The organism is Asanoa sp. WMMD1127, assembly GCF_029626225.1.
GTDB lineage: Bacteria > Actinomycetota > Actinomycetes > Mycobacteriales > Micromonosporaceae > Asanoa.
The window spans coordinates 7,844,658-7,861,669 of the sequence record NZ_JARUBP010000001.1 but is presented as its reverse complement, the minus strand read 5'-3'; the positions used below and the strand labels follow the sequence as shown (position 1 = coordinate 7,861,669).

The window sequence follows — 17,012 nt, the reverse complement described above, 5'->3', positions numbered from 1 at the left end:
GAGCCGGTGCGGCGCAGGACTCGGGGGCGGAGCCCGCTCCAGCGGTTCGAGACCCAGGCCGCCTCGCCCCACCCCCAGCACCTCGTGCGCGAGTCGGCCTTGCGCCACGCCTTCGCCGACGGGGCGTTCGCGCGCCGCCATCCAGGTCTCCGACTCGAGGCCTGCCACTATCGGGTCGGCGGATCCGATCAGGTGCGCATACGCGGTGGTGACCGGTCGCTGGCGCGGGCTCTGGGCGACGGGCGGGTCGGTCTGGCCGCGCGGGAGCAGGCCGAATGATCTGCTGCGGAGCAGGACCGTCTACGGCCGCTCACACAACGACTACATGGCCGACGCCGTGCTCGGCGGGGACTGTTGACCTGCGACAACCGTGGTGCGTACGGCTGGGTGAAGCGACCCGGCCCGGCTACCCTTTGAAGATCACGTCTGTTGTCAACGCGATCTTCTCTCATGGATGGCTTCTTAGACTTCCTTGATCCGTTCATCACGTCGCCGTGGGTTTACGGCGTGGTGTTCGCGTTGGCGGCTCTCGACGCGTTTCTGCCGATCGTGCCCAGTGAGGCCACGCTGATCACCGCGGGCGTCTTCGCGGCCAGCGGCGAGCCCAACGTGCTTCTGGTGATCCTCGCCGGTGGGGCCGGGGCGATGGCCGGCGACCACATCTCCTACGCGATCGGCCGGGCCGGCGGGGAGAACGTGATCAGGCGGATACCCGAGGGCACGCGGCGGGCCAAGACCTTCGCCTGGGTACGCGAGCTGCTGTTCGCACACGGCGGCGTCGCGCTGGTGATCGCCCGCTACATCCCGGGTGGGCGGACGGCGATCACCCTCACGACCGGGGCGATCGACTATCCGCGGCGGAAGTTCACCTTCTTCGACGCGATCGCCTGCTTCTCGTGGGCGACCTATACGACGCTGCTCGGCTTCCTGGGCGGTTCCGCCTTCCAGGACAGCCCGCTGCTCGGGCTCGCGCTCGGCTTCGGCATCGCGCTGGCCGTGGCCGGCCTGGCCGAGCTGATCCAGTGGCTGCGCCATCGCCGCCGGCCGCCCCGCACCCCGGCCGAGGAGACCGTCGCCGCCGGCAGCCACCTCGACGGCCGTTCCGACTGACGGCAAGCCCAGCACAGCACAGCGCGGCCCGGGCCGAAGCCCGGGCCGCGCCCCGACAGCAACCTCAGCCGGCCGGTGGCACCCGCCGCCGGACGTCTTCCGTCGTCGACGGGCCCGGCTGCCAGGCGGCGACCCAGGGCAGGTCGCTCTCCGGGTGCACGACGCCCTCCTCGAGCCAGGCGTAGCGCCCGTCGAGGATGCGCTTCGCCGCCTTCGCGTCGATGGCGTCCGTGTTGTCCCAGAGGGCGGTGAACAGGGCCTCCGCGCGTACCTTGGCCTGCTTGCAGAACAGGTCCGCCAGCTCCATGCCCTCGGGCCGCAGTTCCCGCTCGGCGTTGGCCCGCACGCAGACCGCCGCCATCGCGAAGAGCTCCGCCCCGATGTCGACGATGCGGCCGAGGAAGACCTCGCGGTCCTCCATCCGCGCCTGCCAGCGCGACATGCCGTAGAACGTCGACCGGGCCAGCTTGCGCGCCGCCCGCTCGACGAAGCGCAGGTGCTGCGCCAACGGGCCGTACTCGTTGAAGGCCGACGGGTTCTGCCCCTTGCCCACCGTCAGGCCGGGGAGCCAGCGAGCGTAGAACGCCGTGGCGCGGGCGCCCGCCTTGGCCTTGCGGCCCAGGTCGGCCTTGGGGTCGATGATGTCGCCGGCCACGGAGAGGTGGGCGTCGACCGCCTCGCGGGCGATCAGGAGGTGCATGATCTCGGTCGAGCCCTCGAAGATCCGGTTGATCCGCAGGTCGCGGAGGATCTGTTCGGTGGCGACCGCGCGTTCGCCGCGGGCCTCCATCGACGAGGCGGACTCGTAGCCGCGACCGCCGCGTACCTGCACCAGCTCGTCGGCGATCTTCCACGCCATCTCGCTCGCGTAGAGCTTGACCAGCGCCGCCTCGATGCGGATGTCGTTGCGGTCGTCGTCGGCGAGCATGCAGCAGAGGTTGAGCATGGTCTCCATGCCGTACGTGGTCGCCGCCATGAAGGCCAGCTTCTGCGCGATGGCCTCGTGGTCGCCGACCGGCCGGCCCCACTGGACCCGCTCCGCGGACCACTGCCGGGCCACGCTGAGGCACCACTTGCCGGCGCCGACACACATCGCGGGCAGCGACAGCCGGCCGGTGTTCAGCGTGGTCAGCGCGATCTTGAGGCCGCGGCCCTCGCCGCCGATCATCTGGTCGGACGGCACGAAGACGTCGTGGAACCGGGTCACGCTGTTTTCCAGGCCGCGCAGGCCCATGAAGCTGTTGCGGCGCTCGATGGTGATGCCCGGCGAGTCGCCCTCGACGACGAACGCCGTGATGCCGCCGCGCCGGCCCTCGGACTTCGGCACCCGCGCCATCACCACGAGCAGCGTGGCGACGGTGCCGTTGGTGGCCCAGAGCTTGACGCCGTTGAGCTTGTAGCCGCCCTCGACCGGCTCGGCGATCGTGCCGAGACGGGCCGGGTCGGAGCCGACGTCGGGCTCGGTGAGCAGGAACGCGGACACCTCGCCGGCGGCCAGTCGCGGCAGGTAGCGGCGTTTCTGCTCGGCGGTGCCGAACAGCTTGAGCGGCTGCGGCACACCGATCGACTGGTGCGCCGACAGCAGCGCGCCGATCGCCGGGCTGACCGAGCCGGCCAGCATCAGGCTGCGCGCGTAGTCGAGGTTGGTCAGGCCGAGGCCGCCGTACTTCTCGTCGATCTTCATGCCGAACGCGCCGAGCCGGGCCAGGCCGTGGAACACCTCGTCCGGGATCCGGTCCTCGCGTTCGATGCGCTCGCCGTCGACCTCGCTGCGCACGTACGCGTTGAGTTTCTTGACGAACTCCGCGCCCTTGGCGGCCCGGATCGGGTCGGGTTGCGGCCACGGGTCGATCAGGTCGAGCCGCAGGCGGCCCAGGAACAACTCTTTGCCGAAGCTCGGCTTGGCCCAGTCCGTCTCGCGGGACGCCTCGGCGACCTCACGTGACTCCTGGTAGGAAACCGTCCCTGCCTCCTGCGGCAGGACTCCGGCACCGTCGGCGCCGCCGGCCTCCGGCGGCCTGTTCTGCGTCGTCGTCACGGCTTCCCCCTTTTGTCGGGCTTGGCTGTGCTGGTTCTGACGGTACCCCGGTTAGTTACCCATCGGTAGGTTTCTAGAACTCCTCAGGGTGCTCCCGGCGTCGGGTGATCTCCGCCTCAGTCTCGTCCGGCTCACCCCAGTCGCGGCGCGCCCAGGGCAGTACGGCCCAGAAGGTGAGGAGGAAGAGGGCGGTGATGCCGCTGAGCACCAGCGCGACGGTCCGCGACGCGATGAAGTCGGTGACCAGCAGCACGGCGCTGACGATCGAGACCAACAGGAACGTCAGCCCGGCCGTGGCCATCCGGTGGCCGAAGCGGACCAGCTCCGGCTTGCGCCCCTGCCGGAACAGTCCCTGGTGGAACGCCACCGGCGCTATGATCAGCGCCGTGGCGCCGGCCGCGGCCAGCAGCGACACGAGATAGGTGTTGCGCTGGAAGTCCGTCGTACGCGGGAAGCCGTTGCTGAACGGCAGCGTCAGCAGGAAGGCGAACAGGATCTGGACGCCGGTCTGCGCGACCCGCAGCTCCTGCAGCAGGTCGTTGAAGTTGCGGTCCCACCGCTGCTTCGGCGTCTCGTCGCCCATACGCCTCATGCTGGTCGGTCGACTGCCGCCCCGCGGCGGAATCGTCAGCCCAGCCGGGCGACGATGCGCTTCAGCTGGTCGGCGTACCGGGCACGGAACTCCGGCGAATCGACGGCCAGTCCGGTGAAGTCCTCGGCGAAGTGCCGCAGCAGGGTCGGCGCCAGCGCCGCGCCGAAGAGGGCGAGCAGGAGGAACGCCGGGTCCAGGTCCGCCGCGACCTCGCCCGCGGCCTGCCGCCGGCGCAGGTCGTCGACCATCATCCGGCGGTACGCGGACCCGCCCTCCTCCTGGTTGCCCTCCAGCGCCTGCCAGACGAGCAGCCGGACCCAGTGCCGCTGCGCCTCGCCCACCGCGGCGAACGCGGTCAGCACCTCGTCGAGCGGCGCGTCGGCCTGGTTGACGCCGGCGCTGATCGTCCGCCAGCGCTCCACCAGCGCCCGGTAGAGCCCTTCCTTGCCGTCGAAGTAGTAGGAGATCAACTGCTGGTTGGCGCCGGCCCGGCGGGCGATCGCACCCACCCGGGCCCCGGCGAAGCCGTGCTCGCCGAACTCCACCAGCGCCGCGTCGAGGATCCGTTCCCGGGTGCGCTCGGCGTCCCGCTTGCGCTCGGGCCCGGCCGGCGACCGGCGAGGACGCGACTCAACCATGCCGGTGATCGTATCAATCAAACAAATGGTTGACAGAGTCATGCGGGCGAGTGACGCTGGGGGCATGACGAACTTCTCCGTAGCGGTGGTCGGCGGCGGCCTCGGCGGCCTCGCGCTCGCTCACGGCCTGCGCCGGGCCGGCATCACCGTCGACGTCTACGAGCGGACCCGGGAGCGCACCGACTGGCTGCAGGGCTACCGCATCCACATCAACCCCGCCGGGGCCGGCGCCATGCACCACTGCCTTCCGCCGGCCGGCTGGCAGTCGTTCCTCGACACCGTCTCGGTCGGCGACGGCGGCTTCGGCTTCCTCACCGACCAGGCCACCGAGCTGATCGGCCTCGCCGACGACGAGATCAACGACCCTGCCGCCGCGCCCCCGGACCGGCATTACGGCGTCAGCCGCATCCGGCTCCGGGAGGTCCTCCTCGACGGGCTCGACGACGTGGTGCACCTCGGCCGCGAGCTCACCCGCTACGAGCTGACCGGCGACCGCGTCACGGCGCACTTCGCGGACGGCGGCACGGCGACCGCCGACATCCTGGTCGGCGCCGACGGCGCGAACTCGCGGGTACGCGGCCAGCTTCTCCCGCACGCGCACCGGGTCGACACGGGCGTGATCGCGGTGGCGGGCCGGTTCGCGCTCGACGGGGCGAGTGCCGCCGACCTCCCCGCCGCCCTGACCGACCGGGCGAACCTCGTCGTCCCGCGCGGTCGCGGCTCGCTGTTCACCGCCGTCTGGCGCGGCGCCGGCGCGGCCGACCACGCCATCTGGGGATTCTCCGACGCGGCCGACCGGTTCCCGGCGGACGTGACCACGCTCGACGGGGCGGCGTTGCGGCAGGTCGTGCGGGACCGGATGACGGGCTGGTCACCGGCCTTCCACCACCTGGTCGGGCGCAGCGACCCGGCCACCGTCCACGCGCTGCGGGTGCGGAGCGCCGCGCCCGTCGACCCGTGGCCGACCGGCCGGGTCACCCTGCTCGGCGACGCCATCCACAACATGACGCCGATGGCCGGTGTCGGGGCGAACACCGCGCTGCGCGACGCCGACCTCCTCCGCCGCGAGCTGATCGCCGCCCGCGCCGGCGAACGGCCACTGGTCGACGCGATCGGGCGCTACGAGCGCGAGATGCTCCGCTACGGGTTCGCGGCCGTGCGGCAGTCGCTGCGCAACGCCGAGCAGGCCGCCCACTCGACCGCACTCGGTCGGGCCGGCTTCCGGACGATGCTGCGGCTGACGGCGGCCGTGCCGCCGCTGCGCCGCGGGATGGCCCGCCGGCTCGGCTCCTGACCAGGATCTGTCCCGCGGACCAACGCCGCCCGCGATGCGCCGCCACCAGGCCCGCAGCGCGGCACCAGGCAGGGTCTGGCCGGCGCATCAACACGGCCCGCGATGCGCCGCCGCCCGGGCCCGCGGCTCGGCACGAGGCAGGGTCTGGCCGGCGCATCAACGCGGCCCGCGCCGCGCCCGGCGGCCGGGCGCGGCACCTGACTACTTGCGGTTCTCGGCCAGCCAGCGCTCGGCGAAATCGACTGCGGCCCGTTGCGACATGAGCCGGCTGAGCGCGCCGCCGACCCGTCCCGACCGGACCACGCCGGTCGCGTCGAAGTCGGCGCCGAGCAGCTCGAAGTCGCCCTCGTCGAGGTCGACGTCGTCCCACCAGACCCACTCGCGGCCGCCGTCGGGGGTCAGCACCGCCGCGCCGAGCCGGGCCGTCGGCGGGGTCGGCTGACGATATTCGGCCAGGTGCAGCGAGGTGTTGGACTCGTGGCCGACGCCGAGCAGCAGCACGTCGCCGTCCAGCCCGTAGATCTTGCCCAGCGGCGAGTCGGGCCCGAGCATGCCGGATCGCGGCTGCCCGTAGACCACCTCGGTGGCCAGCCGGCCCAGCGCCGCGAACGAGACCTGCGGGTGGTCGCTGCGCTGCGCGTCCGGCCAGGTGCGGACGAGCTCGGCGACCGCGCCCATCCACCGGCTCGGCGTCACGGCCGGGTCGAAGCCGGGCATGTGCTCGCGGATCACGGACCACCACCCCGGCGGTACGGGCGGGTTCTGCCACTCGGCCGGGTCGGAGTTGTCGGGCGTGTGGGTCGGCACGACCAGCGTCCCGTCGGGACCGAGCACGTCACGCAGCGCGAGCACCAACGCCTGCGGCCCGCCGGCGACGTAGCCGACCGGCTTGAGCGAGGCGTGCACGAGCAGCGTCGAACCGGGCCGCACGCCGAGCGCCGTCAGGTCGGCGGCGAGCGACTCGCGGGTGTGCGGCAGCCGTTCGGCGGCCTCGGCGGGGTGGCTGGTCACGAGGCGTCCGCGATCCGGGTGAGGATCGCCTGGGCCAGCACCTCGGGCTGTCGTTCGGTGATCCAGTGGTCGACACCGGGCAGCGGCAGGAAGCGGTAGTCGCCGGTCACGTGGTCGCCGGCGCCGGTGGCCGCGACCTGCCCGACGGCGACGTCCCGGTCACCCCAGACGTACGTCGTCGGCCGCTCGACCGGGCCGACCTTGGCCAGCTCCTCGATCACCAGGGCGCGGTACCAGTTGAGGGCCGCCGTCAGCGCGCCCGGCTCCAGCAGCGGCGCGGCGAACACCTCCACCTGGTCGCCGACGCCCGCGAGCACCGTGCGCAGGCCGGCGCCGCCGTCGCGGGTGAGCACGTGCTCGGCCTTGCCGACGGTCCGGAACAGGTCGATGTAGGACGAGCGCCGTTGCTGGTCGGCGTCGGTCAGCAGGGCGTGCGCGAAGGCGGCCGGGTGGGGCACCGAGACGGCGGTCAGCGAGCGGACGCGCTCGGGGTGCGCGGCGGCGAGCTGCCAGGCGACGAACGCGCCGAAGTCGTGCCCGACCACGTCGGCCCGGCCGCCGGCCAGCTCGTCGACGAACGCGACGGCGTCGGCGACACATTCGGCCTGGCGGTACGCGTCGACGCCGCTGGGCCGGGCGCCCGGCGAGTAGCCGCGCTGGTCGACCGCGAACGTGCGCAGGCCGGCCGCGGTGAGGAGCGGGGTCACGCCGGCCCAGGCGTGCCGGTTGGTCGGAAAGCCGTGCAGCAGGAGCACCGGCGGGCCACCGGGCGGACCACCCTCGGCGACCTCGAAACTGAGCCCCCGCGTCTCGATCCGCATGCGCGCGAGCGTACCTGTCGGCAGCGGTGTTAGCCTGGCGAGACAACTTCACATCCGACAGGGGAGCGCACAGCGCTGAGAGTGCGGGCAGTTTCCGCAGACCCTCGAACCTGATCTGGGTAATGCCAGCGCAGGGAGCTCGGTCTACTTCTCCAGCCGCGCCATGTCTCGGGCCATTCCGGGGCATGGCGTGCGTCTTCTCCTGGTTCACCGAACTGGGAGGCAATCACCGATGGCATCACACCGCTGGCGTACGGTCGACATCGTCGTCGCCGCCGTGCTGGGCGTCGCGTTCGGCGTCGTGTTCTGGGCCTGGGGCCTGCTCTACAACGGACCCGCCGACGCGATCCCGCTGCCCGCGCGCACGCTGCTCTACGGCGTCTGGCTGCTGCCCGCCGTGCTCGGCGCGCTGGTCGTCCGCAAGCCCGGCGCCGCGTTCTTCACCGAGACCGTCGCCGCGCTGGTGTCGGTCGCGCTCGGCACCACGTGGGGTTGGACCCTGGTGCTCCAGGGCCCGCTGGAAGGGCTCGGCGCCGAGCTCGTCTTCGCGCTGTTCGCCTACCGCGTCTACCGGCTGCCGGTGGCCGCCCTCGCCGGCGCGGCGGCCGGACTGGTGGCCGCGCTCTACGACGTCATCTACTGGTACCCCGGCAACTCGTGGGGCACCTTCGGCGTCCCGTACCTGGCGCTCACCGCGGCCAGCTCCCTGGTCATCGCCGGCGGCGGCGCCTGGCTGCTGACCCGGTCGCTGGCCAACACCGGCGTCCTCGACCGGTTCCCGGCCGGTCGCGAACGCGCGGCGGTCTGACCTGTCGTGAGCGCCGTCGAACTGCGCGGCTTCGGCTGGCGGCACGCCGGCCGCAAGGCGTGGGCGGTGCGCGGGGTCGACCTGCGCGTCGAGCGCGGCGAGCGGGTGCTGCTGCTGGGTCCGTCCGGGGCCGGCAAGAGCACCCTGCTGGCCGCCCTGGCCGGCCTGCTCGCCGACGACTCCGGTGAGCGCGAGGGCATCGCCGAGATCGACGGCCTGGACACCCGTAAGGCGCGGGAACGGGTCGGCATCGTCTTCCAGGACCCGGCGACCCAGCTGGTGATGTCGCGGGTCGGCGACGACGTGGCGTTCGGCCTCGAGAACCGGGGCGTCCCCCGAGACGAGATCTGGCCGCGGGTCACCGAGGCGCTGGCCGCGGTCGGCCTCGACCAGCCGCTGGACCGGTCCACCCATGCGCTCTCGGGCGGCGAGCAGCAGCGGCTCGCGCTGGCCGGCGCCCTCGCGCTGCGGCCGGACCTGCTGTTGCTCGACGAGCCGACGGCCAACCTGGACCCGGCCGGCGCGGCGCTGGTGCGGGCGTCGTTGCGCGACGCGGTGTCCCGGGACACCACCGTGATCATGGTCGAGCACCGGCTCGAGCCGATCGTGCCGCTGGTCGACCGGGTCGTCGTGCTGGCCCCCGGCGGTGGCGTGGTCGCGTCGGGGCCGCCGGCCGTCGTCTTCGGTCGGCACGGCGCGGCGCTGGCGGCCGACGGCATCTGGGTGCCGGGGCAGCCGCTGCCACCGCCTCGGCTGGCCGCCGCCGCGCCCGGCGAGATGCTGGTCACCGCCGACGGGGTGGCGCTGGCCCCGCGGCTGGCCCCGACCGATCTCGCGGTGTGCACCGGCGAGGCGGTGGCTGTGCTCGGGCCCAACGGCGTGGGCAAGTCGACGCTGGCCTTGCTGCTCGGCGGGTTGCTCGCGCCCAGCGGCGGTCGGGTGGTCGCCTCGTCGGTGCTGGCCGGCGCGGACGCTCGCCGGCCACCGCACCGCTGGCGGGCCGCCGACCTGACGGCCCGCATCGGCTCGGTGTTCCAGGATCCGGAGCACCAGTTCGTGGCGTCTACGGTCCGGGACGAGCTGGCCGTGGGGCCGCGCCGGCTCGGCCGCCCGCTGACGGTGGTCGACGACCTGCTGGCCCGGCTGCGACTCGACCATCTCGCGCGGGCCAACCCGTACACCCTGTCGGGTGGTGAGGCGCGGCGGCTGAGCGTGGCGACGGCGCTCGCGTCGGCGCCCCGCCTCCTGCTGCTCGACGAGCCGACCTTCGGGCAGGACCGGCGCACCTGGATCGAGCTGGTCGCGCTGCTGGCCGACCTGCGCGACGAGGGACACGGGGTGTGCGCGGTGACGCACGACGCGGCGTTCGTCGACGCGCTGGCCGACCGGCGGCTGGAGCTGGCGCCATGACGCTGACCGCGGTGATGACCCGCTCCGACGCGCCGCTGGCCCGCCGCAACCCGGTCGCCAAGCTGGTCGCCGCCACCGTGTTCGCGCTCGGTGTCCTGGCGACCCTCGACCCACTGACCCCCGCGCTGGCCATCGCCGCGGAGCTCGTGCTGCTGCCGTTGTTCGGGGTCCGCTACAGCGCCCTGCTGCGCCGCGGCTGGCCGCTGCTGCTGTCGGTGTTCGGCGTCGTGCTGACCACCATCCTGTTCGGCGCGAACCGGGGCGGCGACACAGTTCTCGCGCTCGGCCCGCTCGACGTGACCACCGGCGTGCTGACTGTCGCATTAGGACTCGCGCTGCGCCTGGTGGCATTGGCGCTGCCCGGCATCATGGTGTTCACCACCACGGATCCCACCGACCTGGCCGACGCGCTGGTGCAGAACGCCAAGGCGCCGGCCCGGTTCGCGATCGGCACGCTGGCCGCGTTCCGCCTCGTGCCGTTGCTCGGGCAGGAGTGGCAGGCGCTGCGGATGGCCCGGCGGGCGCGCGGCATCGACACGGGCGGCAACCCCGTGGCGGCGGCGCGGTTGTTCGCCTCGGCCGTGTTCGCGTTGCTGGTCGGCGCGATCCGGCGGGGCACCCGGCTGGCGACCGCGATGGACGCGCGGGGCTTCGACAGCGGCACGCCGCGTACGCACGCCCGCCTGCAGCGGATCACCCGTGCCGACTGGCTGTTCGTGGCCGGCGCCGTGCTGCTGACCGCCGCGATCCTCACCGTGAGCATCGCCACGGGTACGTTCCGCCCCGTTCTCGGTTAAGGTCTTCCCACTCGTCGAGGCGGTGGGTTCATGAGCGTGAGACTGGCCGAGATAACCGATACCGCGGACGTCGCCGCGCTGTTGCCGCAGGCGCACCGCATCCTGGCCGACCTGGTGGCCTCCGGCGCCGCGCTCGGGTGGACGTTGCCGCCCGACCGGGCTGAGGTTCGCGACCTGCTGACCGAGTTGGTCGAGGGCGCCGGCTCCGGGGAGGCGGCGTTGCTGGTGGCCTATGCGTCGGGCGACGACGTCCCGTCGCCCTCGTCGCTGAACCGGTCGGCGCCGCTGCCCGACGGGAGTCGGGTCGCCGGGCTCGGTTACTGGCGCCGCTATGCGCGGCAGACGCACCGGCCCCACGCGGACCTGGAGCGGGTCGCGGTCGCCGAGGCCTACCAGGGGCGCGGCATCGGGCGGGCGTTGACCGAAGGGCTGGTGGCCAGCGCCCGCAAGGCCGGCATCGAGGTGCTGACCCTGGACGCCCGCGGCGACAACGAACGCGCGCTGGCGCTCTATCGCACGTTGGGCTTCAACGAGTACGGGCGGCTCGTCGACTTCGTGGCGGTCGGCCACCTCCGCTACGACAAGGTCCTCTACGCGCTCGACCTCCGCCGCCCCTGGCCCCGCCTGTGAAGGAACGGCCCGTTGTTAACGCTTTCCGCAGAGGAACGGCCCGTTACTAACACGGACGTCAAGAACGAGCCGTTCCTTTCGCTTTCCGCATAGGAAGGGCCCCTTCCTGACGTTGGCGTCAGGAAGGGACCCCAGTTACTACGCGCGGCGGAAGGCGTAGCGCTTCGGTTGGGCCGCCGGCTTTCCACGACCGGCCTTTGTGGACTGGACGGCGCGGTCGTGGCCGTGCGCCGGCTTCGACTTCGCCCGGCGCGACGCGCGGTTGCCACCGCCGCCGCCCAGCTCGAGGTCGGGCAACTCGGCGCCGGACAGGTCGACGGTGAACTTATCGGATGCAGGCATGCGAAGGACCTCCGGAAACGGGGAGGGACAGACGGATGCCCGGCGGCGCTCACTGATCTGAGAAAAGGAATGACGCCCCGGGCGCTCGAAGACCGCCGACTGGCGGACCGGCACACAGAATCCCTGGGGGCATCAGTAACGCATGCGACGACCGTACACGCCGTCGCCGGCCTTGGCCAGGTTTATTCGGCGGGCGGGGGCGGCACCGGGTTCGGGATCGCCCCGCCGAAGCGGCGGTCGCGCTGGGCGAACAGCTCGCAGGCGTACCAGAGGTGGCGCCGGTCGAAGTCGGGCCAGAGGGTGTCGAGGAAGACGAGCTCGGCGTACGCGGACTGCCAGAGCATGAAGTTCGACGTGCGCTGCTCGCCCGACGGCCGCAGGAACATGTCCACTTCGGGCACTTCGGGGTGGTAGAGGTAGCGCTGGATGGTCTTCTCGGAGATCCGGTCCGGGTCGATCTTGCCCGCCATCGCGTCGCGGGCGATCGCGGCCGCCGCGTCGGCGATCTCCGCCTGGCCGCCGTAGTTGACGCAGAACTGCAGCGTCAGCGTCGAGTTGCCGCGCGACATCTCCTCGGCGGTCTGCAGCTCGGAGATCACGCTCTTCCACAGCCGTCCGGCCCGCCCGGACCAGACCACCCGCACCCCGAGGTCGACCAGCTGGTCGCGGCGGCGCCGGATGACGTCGCGGTTGAAGCCCATCAGGAAGCGGACCTCGTCGGGCGAGCGGCGCCAGTTCTCGGTGGAGAAGGCGTACGCCGTCAGGTAGGGGATGCCGAGCTCGATCGCGCCCTCGATCGTGTCGAAGAGCGAGTACTCGCCGCGCTCGTGTCCCGCCGTCCGGGGCAGCCCGCGCTCCTTGGCCCAGCGGCCGTTGCCATCCATCACGATCGCCACGTGCTTGGGGAGGCTCCCGGCCGGCAGCTCCGGCGGGCGGCCACCCGACACGTGCGGCGTCGGCGGGCGCACCTCGCGGCGCGTACCGCGTGACCTGATCATTTTTGTTCGTCCCCCGTCGTGCGATCAACCAGCGGCAGCGAGCGTAACCCCCGCTCGAGGTGCCACTGCAGGTGCGCGGCGACCAGGCCGCTGCACTCCCGGCGCGCGCCGACCTCGGCCGCGTCGGCGACGTGCCAGTCGCCGGACGACAGGGCGACCATCAGGTCGAGCGTCGCGGGCGCCGGATGGGCCGCGCCCGGCGGCCGGCAATCCGGACAAACTGCCCCACCGGCGGGTACGGAGAATGCCTTGTGCTGGCCCCCTGTCCCGCAAACGGCACATTCCGCCAGCGCCGGCGCCCAACCGGCGACACCCATGCCGCGCAGGAGGTACGCGTCGAGCACGAGCGTCCCCGCGTGCTCGCGGGCGGCCAACGCCCGGATCGCGCCGAGTGTGAGCAGGAACAACCGCAGCGACGGCTCCCGCTCGACCGGGGTCAGCCGCTCGGCGGTCTCCGCGATCGCGCTGGCCGCCGTGTAGCGGGGGTAGTCGTCGAGGAACCGCTTGCCGTAGAGCTGGATGGCCTCGACCTGGCTGACCGTGTGCAGGCCGCTGCCGGCGCCGTGGGGATCGCCGGCGATCTGCAGGTCGACGTGCCCGAAGGGCTCCAGCCGCGCCCCGAACCGCGAGGTGGTGCGCCGCACGCCGCGGGCGACGGCCCGCAGGCGACCGTGCCGCCGGCTGAGCAGCGTGATGATCCGGTCGGACTCGCCCAGCTTCTGCACACGCAGGACCACCGCGTCGTCGCGGTAGAGCTGACGGCGATAGCCCGGCACCCGCCAATTGTGGTCCCTGGTCGTGGCGGATGTCGTGTGGGGTCTGGGCAGGTGTCGTGGAGATCGATGTGCGTTAGTGTGCGGGCCATGCGTCCTCGGATCGACCCGGTTGTCTGGCGGGCGCCGGCGCCGCCGCCCCGCGCCCGTCTTCGCGCGAGCCGGCCGCCGATGCCGACGCCAATTTTGCGGTCGGTCGGCGCGGTCGGTGCCGTCGGGCCGGAGGACGTGGCGGTGCATCCGGACGGTGGGCTCTACACGGGTGTCGAGGACGGCCGGATCCTGCGGCTGCCGCTGGCCGGCGGGCCGCCGGTCGAGGTCGCGGACACCGGGGGCCGCCCGTTGGGCGTCGAGGTCTCGTCCGACGGTGACCTGGTGGTCAGCGACGCCTATCGCGGTCTGCTGCGGGTCTCACCGACCTCCGGCGCGGTGGAGGTGCTGGCCGACGGCTTCCGCCTGTGCGACAACGCGGCGGTGGCCCGGGACGGCACGATCTATTTCAGCGACTCGTCACAACGGCACGGCCTCGCACACTGGCGGGCCGACATCCTCGAACACACGGGCACGGGCCGCCTCCTCCGCCGGTCCCCGTCGGGCTCGGTCTCCGTGGTGCTCGAGGGCCTGCAGTTCGCCAACGGCGTGGCCCTGGCGGCGGACGAGTCGTTCGTGGCGGTGGCGGAGACGGGCGCTTACCGGATCTCACGGGTGTGGCTGACCGGGCCACGCGCCGGCGACCACGACGTGCTGATCGACAACCTGCCGGGCTTCCCGGACAACCTCTCGACGGGCGCGGACGGCCGGATCTGGATCGCCCTGGCGACATTACGGAATCCAGCGCTGGACCGCCTGCACGCTCTCCCGCCGGCCCTGCGCAGGCTGGTCTGGTCACTCCCGACGGCGCTGCAGCCGGCACCGGCCCGCACGACCTGGGTCATGGCCGTCAACGGGGCGGGCGAGGTGGTCGCGGACCTGCAGACGTCGGACGCCGACTACCACATGGTCACCGGCGTCCGCGAACACGAAGGAACCCTCTACCTGGGCAGCCTGGTGGAGACCAGCGTCGCGGTGGTGTCGCTGGCCTGATCCGTCAGTCGATCTCGGCGACGCGGCGTAGGGCAGGTGCGTCTCGGACCACGACCTTGCGATAGCCAGTGTCGACGATGCCGGCATCGCGCAGCTCGCGGATCGACCGTTGCAACGTGATCTCGGCGGCGCCGCACATGGTTGCCAGCTCGGCCTGGGTCAACCGGACGTTGACGACGATTCCGATCGGGTTCCGTCGCCCGTAGGCGATCGAGATCTCCCAAAGGACCCGAGCCAGCCGAACCTTCACGGGATACGACGCGAAGTCGACCCGTCGGCGGTTGGACCACCGGAGCCGATCGGCAACCATTCCGGCAATCTCCATCGCGGCGTCGGGATTGCCGCGCAGAAAACCGCGGAACTCATCGCGGTGGATGATCCGAATCTTCGCCGACTGGCAGGTCGTCACCGTCGCCGACCTGTCGTCGACGACGGCGACGTGGCCGTGCGACGGGCGGCCGCTGAAACTGCCGGGCTCCTGGCCCACCACGACTTCCATCGCCTGCATCGGGAGCTGATCGACCCCTGGGCCGGATCGCGCAGGCGCGCCGCGCGGCAAGCCGCGGCGTGGGCCATGGCCGTCTCTGATTTCGGAGGTCAGGTCAGCCACCTGGTCAGAGAGAAGGTTCGTTCGTGGTGCTACGGCGGCAACAATTATCGACGCGATGCCGCCGCCCTCGTATACGCCTCCGGGCTTCAGCAGCGGGTGCTCGCGTGGAGCATGGCGGACCTCCGGCGGATCGCCACCGATCCTCTTCAGCGTGGGCATTACTCCGTCGCGGAGGCCGTGAACCAGCTCTATCAACCGGACCGGGCGGGCTGGCTCCTGACCGAGTTGACCGAGTGGACGCGGAGCGCGGACACGCGACTGCACGCCGCTCGGGCGTTGGTCACCCTCGCTCACAAGCCGTCGGCCACCTCCGCCTATGGCCGCCCCGAGTTGCTGGTGCGGCTGGCGGGCGCAGAAGCGGACGCGGCACAGCTCGCACGGCTGTGGCGTATCGCGCTCGTTGAGCCCGCCCTCTCGACCAATGCGTGGTCGGCGTTCGCTTCGTGGTTGTGGCACGCGGACCGAGACGAGCGGCTCCGACCCCCTGCCGTCGACCTGCTGAACCAGCTGGCGGCCTCGCCGCGGATGCGGCGGCGGCTCGCGTTCTTCCTGACCAGTTCACGAGTTTCTGATGATCGGTTGCCGTGGTGGGTACGAGAGGTGGTGGATGCGTCATGACCTCAGGGGTCGGATGGTGGCGGCTCTTCGTGGAACGGCTCGGGCGGGCGCTTCGAGGTCCGGAGCCGATACCCACTACCGTATTCATCCCGCCTCCGCCGCCGGACACCGTGAAGGTGCGCCGACAATCGGCGACACCGATCATCGTTGCGGCAAGCGGACACGTGTTCAGCTTCAACGTGCATGCGACGTTCATCTGGACCGGACACCGAATGCATCGTGAGGAGTTGAGTGAGGTCGCGCAGCGCCTCACGCCGTTCGCGGTCCGAAAGTTGACCGCCCTTTCTGCCGCGCGTGCGCGGCAGTACCCGGCGCACCATGCGCGCGAGCTCGAGATCGAACTCCAAGACGCGCTTGACGGGAGTGGCGAGTGGCCGTACGTGCTGGACGAGGTCCGGGTGACGTGCCGCCCGTACGTGTGGGTGGAGATCGAGGATCGGGTCAAGGAGGCCATCCGCCCGTACCGAGAGAAGTTGATCCAGCTGGACTGCGACCACGACGTGCAGATGAGGCGGGCAGCCTACGCGGAGGCACTGAGTAGGCAGTGGCGCACGGTGTTGACCGAACTGCTCGATGATCCGCTCGCGGATGGGGCCGCCAAACTGACGGAAACGGAACTGGCCAACGTGGTGTCGGAGATCGTTGCGGAGCGGAAGGAGATAGCCGCCAGACTCCAGAAGCTCCTCGAGGACCGGCTCGGTGATGGCGATGCCTTTGACCGTGCCGAGCAGTTCGAACACCTCAAGGAGCGCCTGGAGCGGATGGCCGGAGTCGCGTTCGCGGGCGGTGCCGGCCGCTCTCCGAACGGTTCGCAGTCACCGTTGGCGTAAGCCGAGTGACTTGAGCTCGAGCGCCGCCAAAGCGTCCACGGTGGACTCGTCGTTATGGCGCCAGGACTCCGCTACGTCCGGGCCCAGTTTCGCCAGTTTGCTCAGCGGCTGGGTGGCCAGGGCGCGCAGGGCCAGCAGGTCTCGGCCCGCCGGGGCCTGGCGGACCCGGGACGCCGCGCTGGCGCGGCGGATCCAGCGTGCCCGCAGCGGCAGCCACAGCAGCAGCACGAACAGGATCGGCAGCACCGCGGTGATGATGCCCAGCGCCAGCGCCAGGTCGCCGACCACGTCCTGCTGCGCCTGGCCCGCCTCCGCGACCGAGCGCGCCGCTCCCGCCGCCTTCTCGAACGGCGACGTCAGTTCGTCGCCGACCAGGGGCACACCGCCGACCTTGCTGCCGGCCTCGGCGAGGTTCGACGCCAGGGCGCTGCCGGCGCCTTCGAGTTTCTGGCCCGGGACGGCCAGTTTCTCCACCTGGTCGTGCAGCCAGAGCGCGCCGCGGATCCAGAAGTAGATCCAGGCGATCACGAGCAGGTCGGTGACGACCTGGACGAAGAACCGGGGAAAGCGGTCGGCGTAAATCTTCACCCGCACAGGGTCCCGCAACCG

19 protein-coding genes, 1 pseudogene and 1 riboswitch are annotated in these 17,012 nt (G+C 72.0%); of the genes and pseudogenes, 10 read left to right on the top strand and 10 right to left on the bottom strand.

The window, feature by feature from the left end:
• The first annotated feature begins 6 nt into the window (after positions 1 to 6).
• Both O7635_RS37620 and O7635_RS37615 read left to right on the top strand, forming a co-directional pair.
• Positions 7 to 279: a hypothetical protein gene (locus O7635_RS37620; protein WP_278085250.1), complete on the top strand. Its 273-nt coding sequence runs from the start codon at positions 7 to 9 to the stop codon at positions 277 to 279.
• Between the two features lie 171 nt (positions 280 to 450).
• Positions 451 to 1,110: a DedA family protein gene (locus O7635_RS37615; protein WP_278085249.1), complete on the top strand. Its 660-nt coding sequence runs from the start codon at positions 451 to 453 to the stop codon at positions 1,108 to 1,110.
• 64 nt (positions 1,111 to 1,174) lie between these two features.
• On the opposite strand, the gene O7635_RS37610 is transcribed toward O7635_RS37615, so the two are convergent.
• From O7635_RS37610 to O7635_RS37600, 3 genes are all read right to left on the bottom strand, one after another.
• On the bottom strand, positions 1,175 to 3,091 hold the full coding sequence (locus O7635_RS37610; RefSeq protein ID WP_278085680.1) for an acyl-CoA dehydrogenase family protein: 1,917 nt from the start codon (positions 3,089 to 3,091) through the stop codon (positions 1,175 to 1,177).
• A 130-nt stretch (positions 3,092 to 3,221) separates the two neighbouring features.
• Positions 3,222 to 3,731, bottom strand: coding sequence for a DUF6328 family protein (locus O7635_RS37605; RefSeq protein ID WP_278085248.1), 510 nt, complete (start codon positions 3,729 to 3,731; stop codon positions 3,222 to 3,224).
• A 44-nt stretch (positions 3,732 to 3,775) separates the two neighbouring features.
• A complete protein-coding gene (locus O7635_RS37600; RefSeq protein ID WP_278085247.1) occupies positions 3,776 to 4,378 on the bottom strand; it encodes a TetR/AcrR family transcriptional regulator in 603 nt (200 codons plus the stop codon).
• 64 nt (positions 4,379 to 4,442) lie between these two features.
• Between O7635_RS37600 and O7635_RS37595 the strand changes: the two genes are divergently transcribed.
• Complete coding sequence (locus tag O7635_RS37595) at positions 4,443 to 5,672, top strand: NAD(P)/FAD-dependent oxidoreductase (RefSeq protein WP_278085246.1); 1,230 nt, start codon at positions 4,443 to 4,445, stop codon at positions 5,670 to 5,672.
• Between the two features lie 201 nt (positions 5,673 to 5,873).
• Here the strand turns inward: O7635_RS37595 and O7635_RS37590 are convergent, their stop codons facing one another.
• Positions 5,874 to 6,683 carry an AAC(3) family N-acetyltransferase gene (locus O7635_RS37590; RefSeq protein ID WP_278085245.1) on the bottom strand — a complete coding sequence of 270 codons (810 nt, stop codon included), beginning with the start codon at positions 6,681 to 6,683 and terminating at the stop codon, positions 5,874 to 5,876.
• Positions 6,680 to 7,504, bottom strand: a complete 825-nt coding sequence (locus tag O7635_RS37585; RefSeq protein ID WP_278085244.1) for an alpha/beta hydrolase — start codon at positions 7,502 to 7,504, stop codon at positions 6,680 to 6,682. The genes O7635_RS37590 and O7635_RS37585 overlap by 4 nt, the downstream gene beginning before the upstream one ends.
• Positions 7,505 to 7,553: 49 nt before the next feature.
• Positions 7,554 to 7,659: riboswitch (TPP riboswitch) on the top strand.
• A gap of 77 nt (positions 7,660 to 7,736) precedes the next feature.
• On the opposite strand from O7635_RS37585, the gene O7635_RS37580 reads away from it, so the two are divergent.
• The 4 genes from O7635_RS37580 to O7635_RS37565 are packed head-to-tail and all read left to right on the top strand — an operon-like array spanning position 7,737 to position 11,149.
• Positions 7,737 to 8,312 carry an ECF transporter S component gene (locus tag O7635_RS37580; protein ID WP_278085243.1) on the top strand — a complete coding sequence of 192 codons (576 nt, stop codon included), beginning with the start codon at positions 7,737 to 7,739 and terminating at the stop codon, positions 8,310 to 8,312.
• 6 nt (positions 8,313 to 8,318) lie between these two features.
• Positions 8,319 to 9,722 (top strand): ABC transporter ATP-binding protein, encoded by a 1,404-nt coding sequence (locus O7635_RS37575; protein WP_278085242.1) that lies wholly within the window; start codon positions 8,319 to 8,321, stop codon positions 9,720 to 9,722.
• Positions 9,719 to 10,519, top strand: a complete 801-nt coding sequence (locus tag O7635_RS37570) for an energy-coupling factor transporter transmembrane component T (RefSeq protein WP_278085241.1) — start codon at positions 9,719 to 9,721, stop codon at positions 10,517 to 10,519. Before O7635_RS37575 ends, O7635_RS37570 begins: the two co-directional genes overlap by 4 nt.
• A 30-nt stretch (positions 10,520 to 10,549) precedes the next feature.
• Positions 10,550 to 11,149 (top strand): N-acetyltransferase, encoded by a 600-nt coding sequence (locus O7635_RS37565; protein ID WP_278085240.1) that lies wholly within the window; start codon positions 10,550 to 10,552, stop codon positions 11,147 to 11,149.
• A gap of 138 nt (positions 11,150 to 11,287) precedes the next feature.
• Here O7635_RS37565 and O7635_RS37560 read toward each other — a convergent pair whose 3' ends face one another.
• The 3 genes from O7635_RS37560 to recO form a co-directional block, all read right to left on the bottom strand.
• Positions 11,288 to 11,491, bottom strand: a complete 204-nt coding sequence (locus tag O7635_RS37560) for a hypothetical protein (protein WP_278085239.1) — start codon at positions 11,489 to 11,491, stop codon at positions 11,288 to 11,290.
• 182 nt (positions 11,492 to 11,673) lie between these two features.
• Positions 11,674 to 12,489: an isoprenyl transferase gene (locus tag O7635_RS37555; RefSeq protein ID WP_278085238.1), complete on the bottom strand. Its 816-nt coding sequence runs from the start codon at positions 12,487 to 12,489 to the stop codon at positions 11,674 to 11,676.
• The gene (gene recO / locus O7635_RS37550) at positions 12,486 to 13,265 is read right to left on the bottom strand and encodes a DNA repair protein RecO (protein ID WP_278085237.1); all 780 of its coding nucleotides are present in this window, start codon (positions 13,263 to 13,265) and stop codon (positions 12,486 to 12,488) included. The genes O7635_RS37555 and recO overlap by 4 nt, the downstream gene beginning before the upstream one ends.
• 87 nt (positions 13,266 to 13,352) lie before the next feature.
• On the opposite strand from recO, the gene O7635_RS37545 reads away from it, so the two are divergent.
• Entirely contained in the window at positions 13,353 to 14,345 is a 993-nt protein-coding gene (locus O7635_RS37545; RefSeq protein WP_278085236.1) for an SMP-30/gluconolactonase/LRE family protein, read from the top strand.
• 4 nt (positions 14,346 to 14,349) lie between these two features.
• Here O7635_RS37545 and O7635_RS37540 read toward each other — a convergent pair.
• A pseudogene (locus O7635_RS37540) lies at positions 14,350 to 14,766 on the bottom strand (Crp/Fnr family transcriptional regulator); the annotation flags it as partial.
• A gap of 153 nt (positions 14,767 to 14,919) precedes the next feature.
• On the opposite strand from O7635_RS37540, the gene O7635_RS37535 reads away from it, so the two are divergent.
• Both O7635_RS37535 and O7635_RS37530 read left to right on the top strand, forming a co-directional pair.
• Entirely contained in the window at positions 14,920 to 15,573 is a 654-nt protein-coding gene (locus O7635_RS37535) for a hypothetical protein (RefSeq protein WP_278085234.1), read from the top strand.
• Positions 15,570 to 16,403 carry a hypothetical protein gene (locus O7635_RS37530; protein WP_278085233.1) on the top strand — a complete coding sequence of 278 codons (834 nt, stop codon included), beginning with the start codon at positions 15,570 to 15,572 and terminating at the stop codon, positions 16,401 to 16,403. Before O7635_RS37535 ends, O7635_RS37530 begins: the two co-directional genes overlap by 4 nt.
• On the opposite strand, the gene O7635_RS37525 is transcribed toward O7635_RS37530, so the two are convergent.
• The gene (locus O7635_RS37525) at positions 16,389 to 16,991 is read right to left on the bottom strand and encodes a hypothetical protein (protein ID WP_278085232.1); all 603 of its coding nucleotides are present in this window, start codon (positions 16,989 to 16,991) and stop codon (positions 16,389 to 16,391) included. The genes O7635_RS37530 and O7635_RS37525 overlap by 15 nt on opposite strands.
• Positions 16,992 to 17,012: the final 21 nt, after the last annotated feature.